This is a genomic window from Streptomyces sp. ADI96-02 (assembly GCF_003846185.1).
Classification (GTDB): Bacteria; Actinomycetota; Actinomycetes; order Streptomycetales; family Streptomycetaceae; genus Streptomyces.
On record NZ_ML123034.1, the window covers coordinates 5,606,048 to 5,607,011 of the forward strand.

Sequence of the window (964 nt, forward strand, 5' to 3'; positions counted from 1 at the left end):
TGCGCCGTTGCCCCGGTCGATGCCCGCCAGACGCCCCGAAGCGTCATGACGGTAGGACACCCTCGCGAGTTCCTTGTCACCGCGCGACTGCACGGCCTGCGTCATCCGCCCCGACTTCGCGTCATACGTGTAGCGGGTCACCGCGCCTGTGTGATCGGTCACCGAAGCGACCTGCTCGTCATCGGTATAGGTGAAGGCGGTCTTCTTCCCACCCGGGTCCGTACGCTCACGCACCGTGCCGTCGGGGTTGAGGGTGTAGGTGATCTTCGAACCGGCCTCGTCACCCTCGGTCCACTGCGCGGACACACCACCGGTGACCGGGTCGTACGACGTACGCACATGGTCCCGCTTCGTGTCCGGGGCGTCCTTCGGCGAGGTCCACGCCTCCACCGTCCTCCCGGACCGGTCGTTCCGCTGATGCGCGACGGAACCGTCCGGCTGCGTCACGGACTCGACCAGCCCGTTGACCCGGTTGTAGGACGTGGTCGACGTCCCGCCACCGCCGGGCAGGGAAACCTGCGTCTCCCGGCCCGCGGCGTCGAACTTCGTCTTCCAGCCCTCAACCGTCTTTCCGCCCCGCGACAGCGTCTTCTGCGTCTTCTTTCCGAACGCGTCCAGCGTGTGCTCCGCTTTCACAGCCTGCGTGCCGGACTGCTTCGTGGTGAGGGTGTCGGACGCGGGCAGCCCGGTTTCCGTGTAGGCATGCTCGGCAACGTAGGCGCTGGTGCTCTGCTCGGAACGCACCGGCTTGCCCAGGGCGTCGTAGGTGGTCTTGGTCGCCGTGCCGGGGGTGCCGTCACCGTAAGCGGTTTCGGCCCGGACGGGGTTGCCCCGGTCGTCGTTCTGCTGGGTGCTGGTCTGCGTCGGTTTGTCGGTCCCTGCAGGTACGGTCTGCTCAGTCGTGGTGCCTTCGACGTCGTCGTGGGTGCTGAGGGTGGCCGTGCCGTCCGATGTGGTGGCTTTT

The 964-nt window shown here is 67.4% G+C and carries 1 pseudogene; it reads right to left on the reverse strand.

Annotation, left to right across the window (positions count from 1 at the left end):
- Window positions 1-964, reverse strand: a pseudogene (locus EES43_RS30770) (hypothetical protein); the annotation flags it as partial.